Annotated in this window: 6 protein-coding genes; 3 read left to right on the top strand and 3 right to left on the bottom strand. The window is 60.4% G+C overall.

What is annotated here, in order from left to right; translation table 11 throughout:
* A partial coding sequence (locus WBB85_RS13020; protein WP_432639033.1) for a glutathione S-transferase C-terminal domain-containing protein occupies positions 1-446 on the top strand: 446 nt, incomplete at its 5' end.
* 2 nt (positions 447-448) lie between these two features.
* On the opposite strand, the gene WBB85_RS13025 is transcribed toward WBB85_RS13020, so the two are convergent.
* A complete protein-coding gene (locus WBB85_RS13025) occupies positions 449-811 on the bottom strand; it encodes a hypothetical protein (RefSeq protein ID WP_432639034.1) in 363 nt (120 codons plus the stop codon).
* Between the two features lie 163 nt (positions 812-974).
* On the opposite strand from WBB85_RS13025, the gene WBB85_RS13030 reads away from it, so the two are divergent.
* Complete coding sequence (locus tag WBB85_RS13030) at positions 975-2138, top strand: lytic murein transglycosylase (protein ID WP_432639035.1); 1164 nt, start codon at positions 975-977, stop codon at positions 2136-2138.
* Between the two features lie 323 nt (positions 2139-2461).
* Positions 2462-2848 (top strand): carboxymuconolactone decarboxylase family protein, encoded by a 387-nt coding sequence (locus WBB85_RS13035; RefSeq protein WP_432639036.1) that lies wholly within the window; start codon positions 2462-2464, stop codon positions 2846-2848.
* Between the two features lie 369 nt (positions 2849-3217).
* Here WBB85_RS13035 and WBB85_RS13040 read toward each other — a convergent pair whose 3' ends face one another.
* Positions 3218-4399, bottom strand: a complete 1182-nt coding sequence (locus WBB85_RS13040; protein WP_432639037.1) for an aromatic amino acid transaminase — start codon at positions 4397-4399, stop codon at positions 3218-3220.
* A 3-nt stretch (positions 4400-4402) separates the two neighbouring features.
* On the bottom strand, positions 4403-4780 hold a 378-nt coding region (locus tag WBB85_RS13045), incomplete at its 5' end, for a rhodanese-like domain-containing protein (RefSeq protein WP_432639038.1).

Below are 4780 nucleotides of genomic sequence, written 5' to 3' on the forward strand. Positions count from 1 at the left end.
AGGATATTGAGGCGGTGAATGCCCGCGTCTATTCCACGGTCAATAACGGTGTCTACAAGGCCGGGTTTGCCACGCAGCAGGCACCTTACGACGAAGCGGTGACGGCCTTGTTCGATACGCTCGACTGGCTGGAGGAGCGGCTGTCGCATCGCCGTTGGCTGATGGGCGACCGGCAGACGGAGGCCGACTGGCGGCTTTTCACCACGCTGGTCCGCTTCGATCCGGTCTATCACCTGCATTTCAAATGCAACCGGATGCGGCTGATCGATTACCCCAATCTCTGGGCATACACCCGCGACCTCTTCCAGCATCCCGGGGTGGGCGATACCGTCCGGCTCGACCATATCGTGCGCCACTATCATTACAGCCACGACAGCATCAATCCGCACCGGATCGTGCCGATCAATCCGGTGATCGATTTTTCCCAGCCGCATGGGCGTGGCTGAGGTCAGGACGCTGTGCCGTAATGCTCCACCGCCGCCGCGAGGTCTTCCGGCGCGGTGGCCGAAGGCAGAAAGGCGCAGGCGTTGGGAATGTGCTGAAAGATCGAGCCGTCGGAAAAGAAGGTCGTGTTGGTGACAAAGACCACCTTGGCCTCGGGGCAACGATAGGCGGCATAATCGGCGACCGCGATGGCACTGCCATTGGTCAGCACGAGATCCAGAACGATGATTTCCACTTCAGCGTTTTCGAGGTGATCGACAGCTTCCTGCTGGCTGCCGACCAGTGTCACTGCAGCTGAAAACCGCTCGACATGGCGTTTCCACAACCATCCGAGATTTGGATCGCTCTCGACGATGAGAACACGCATGACCTCTCCTGAAGACCGGCAAGCGTGAAGGTTTCCTGCCTTTGTTAGAGAGTCATCAACAATTGTTAACTGACTATTAACGACCTCGTGAAGCGGCAAGATTTCGCCGGTTGCCTGGCGCTCTCAGATTGATACTGTTCCCGGATCACTATCAGAGGTTTTCATGCGCATTATCCTTGCCGCTTTCACGCTCGCTCTCCTGCCTCAGATGTCCCTCGCCTGTGGTGGCGGGTTTTCCGACTTTGTTTCCGGTCTGAAGTCAGAAGCACGCGCCGCAGGACATTCCGCCGGCCGCGTCGACGCGTTCTTTGCAGGCGTCCGACAGGATGGCGCGGTGCTGAAGGCCGACCGGTCGCAGGGTGTTTTCCGCAAAAGCTTCATCGACTTTTCCCGCGCAGTGATCAGCAAGGGCCGGATGGTGAACGGCCAACGCAACGCGCAGAAATACGCCAGCACGTTCCAGCGCGTAGAACGCGATTATGGTGTGTCGCCCGGTGTGTTGCTGGCCTTCTGGGCGTTGGAAACCGATTACGGCGCGGTGCAGGGCGATTTCAACACGCTGAATGCCTTGGTCACGCTGGCCCATGATTGCAGGCGGCCGCATCTTTTCCGCCCGCAGATCTTCGCGGCGCTTGAGCTTTCTGCCCACGGCGATTTCGATCCGGCCCGGACCAAAGGCGCCTGGGCGGGGGAAATCGGGATGGTACAGATGCTGCCCGAGGATATCCTGCGCAACGGCGTGGACGGCGACGGCGACGGGCATGTGAACCTCAAGACCTCACCCCCCGATGCGCTGATGTCGGGGGCAAAAATGTTGCACGGTCTTGGCTGGCGCAAGGGTGAACCGTGGTTGCAGGAAATTGTCGTTCCGCAAAAGCTCGACTGGTCGAAGACCGGGCTGAACAATGCTCTATCTACCTCGGACTGGGAGCGGATGGGGGTCAAGGGCCGGTCTGCGCCGCTTGCGCGCGGCCTCAAAGGCTCGGTCCTGCTGCCGATGGGCCGCAAGGGGCCTGCCTTCATGGCCTATCCGAACTTCCATGTCTATTTCGAGTGGAACAAGAGCTTTGTCTACGTCACCACCGCCGCCTATTTCGCCACCCGGCTTGAAGGCGCGCCGGTCTACGATCCCGGCACTCCCGATCCCGGGTTATCAGCGGCCGAGATGAAGGTACTTCAGCAGAAACTGGAAGCGCGTGGCCATGATGTCGGGGGGATTGACGGTATTCTTGGCAAACTGACGCGTGAGGCTGTTCAGAAAGAACAGATGCGGCTGGGGCTGCCTGCCGACGCCTGGCCAACCACCGCTTTGCTGGGCAAACTCTGACCCCCGTCCTCATCAGCGGCGTCAACTGCAATCATATCATCGATGCTGCAAAGCGATTGCGCCTGCGTCTCGCGGGGCTGCACGCCCGCGATAGCAAGTGCAAGGAAAGCGACCGAGAGGCAAAGGAATTCATGCATGATGCACTCAGGCTGTTGGCTCTGTATCAATCTGTAGCTGCCAGTGATTAACCGATTGTTACCGTGAGTTTGTCGCGGTTTGACCTGCTGCGTTCTGCATAGCGTCGAAACGCAATTTCCGGCGATCAGGTTGACGGATGCCGTACAGCCGTGATCAACACATATCATTCAAAAACGGGGGGCAGGATGACCGATACATTTGACGAAGACCTTTTCATAAAGGGCCTTGAGCAGCGCAAGGCAACACTTGGCGCGGAGTATGTGGAAAAGAACCTTGCGGCAGCGGATGATTTTACCCGGCCATTTCAGGAGGCGATGACAGCCTGGTGCTGGGGCTTCGGCTGGGGCGATGACGTGATCCCGCCCAAGACAAGGTCAATGATGAACCTCGCGATGATCGGGGCTCTGGGCAAGATGCATGAATGGGAAATCCATTGCCGGGGCGCGATCACGAATGGCGTCAGCAAGGAAGAAATCCGCGCGATCATTCATGTCGTCGGCATCTATTGCGGTGTGCCGCAGGCACTGGAATGCTTCCGCGTCGCGCGGAAGGTTTTAGAAGACCAAAGTTAAGGAAGGATCTGGGCGATGCGCCCTGCATTGCCACGCATTATGGGTGCGGTAGGCGAGACGCAGTTTGCACAGCTTTGCACCAGTTGCGGCGATTGCGCGTGCCCGGTTGTCGCGCGGGGCGGGGTTTTCAGTGCGTGCCTCGATTGAAGGCCGCGCCGAACAAGATCGAGCAAAGCTATCCAGGCTATCAGAGCATTGAAACTTTATCGCGGTGTCCGCCCGCGATCTGACGGTGGCGGTCTACCGGATCCTGCACACCGCTATCTGGGTCAAAAAGGAGGGCGCATATGGCAACGCCGTCCATTCGCCCGGGGCCTGTTGACGACAATCACCAGCGATCAGGCGACAGCCGCACAACGCTGAAACATCTCAGATACCGACATCGACGATGGCGCGGGCGAGGATCGGCACGGTTGTCGCATTCAGCCCGGCGATGTTCAGCCGCGAATCGCCAACCATATAGATGCCGTGCTCGGTCTTCAGCCGTTCCACCAGTTCGGGGGCCGCACCGAGCCGCGAGAACATGCCACGATGTTGGGCGATAAAGCCGAACCGGTCGGACCCGGAGGCCTTCTGCAGCTCGGCTGCCAGTTGCTCGCGCAGCGACAGCATGCCGAGGCGGACCTCTTCCAGCTCCTTCGCCCAGTCTGCGCGGAGCGCAGGGTCATTCAGGATCATCGTCACCAGCCGCGCACCGTGATCGGGCGGGAAGGAATAGTTCTGCCGGTTGAGATAGGCGAGGTTGCCTTGGGTGACCGCGCGGGTGGCCGGGTCAGACAGCGCGATCAGCGCGCCGGTGCGTTCGCGGTAGATACCGAAATTCTTCGAGCATGACGCAGCGATCAGCACTTCCGGCAGGCGGCTGGCGATCAGCCGGACGCCAAGGGCATCCGCTTCCAGCCCGTCGCCGAAGCCCTGATAGGCGATGTCGATCATCGGGGTGGCGCCGGTCTGTTCCAGAAGATCGGCCACCGCCTGCCATTCCGGCCCGGTCAGGTTCGCGCCGGTCGGGTTGTGGCAGCAGCCATGCAGTAGCACCACGTCGCCTGCTTTCACCTCGGCCAGATCGGCCATCATCGCGGTGAAATCGACGGCACGGCTTTCATTGTCGAAATAGCGGTACATCCGGACCTTCATGCCCAGATGCTTCAGGATCGACAGATGGTTGGGCCAGGTCGGGTCGGAAACCCAGACAGTTGCATCGGGTGAGGCCATGCCGATCAGTTCGAAGGCCTGCCGACAAGCGCCGGTGCCGCCCGGCGTCGCGACAGAGGAGATGCGGTCGGCGCTGACGGCATCGCCCAGAACCAGTGCGGCCATCGCGGCGTTGAATTCAGGCTCTCCTGCCAGACCGGTATAGGTCTTGGTGGTCTCAACCTCCCAAAGCTGCCTCTCGGCCGCCTTCACCGCACGCATGACCGGGGTCACGCCGTCCGCATTCTTGTAGACGCCGACGCCAAGGTCGATCTTGTCCTTGCGCGGGTCGGCCTTGTACTGACCGATCAGCATCAGGATCTTGTCCGCGGCTTGCGGTTTCAGGTTGCCCAGCATCGCCTACCCTTTCGCCACGTTCAGATCGCCATACATGCCCCATTCCGCCCAGCTGCCATCGTAAAGCGCGTGGTTGCGGTGGCCTATGCGCTCCAGCGCCAGATTGATGATCGCGGCCGTCACGCCGGACCCGCAGCTGGTGATTGCGGGTTTGGTCAGATCAACCCCGGCCGCCGCGAAAACCGCACGCAGTCCAGCCGCATCCTTCATCGTGCCATCACCATTCAGCAGGCTGGCATAGGGAATATTCTTGGAATTCGGGATATGGCCCGCGCGCAGGCCCGGGCGTGGTTCCGGATCGTCGCCGCGAAACCGCCCCGCGGAACGGGCATCAAGGATTTCATAGTCGCAAAGATTGGCGGCATGGGCAACCTGCGTGAC

This window comes from Albidovulum sp., from assembly GCF_049646345.1.
Taxonomy (GTDB): domain Bacteria; phylum Pseudomonadota; class Alphaproteobacteria; order Rhodobacterales; family Rhodobacteraceae; genus Albidovulum.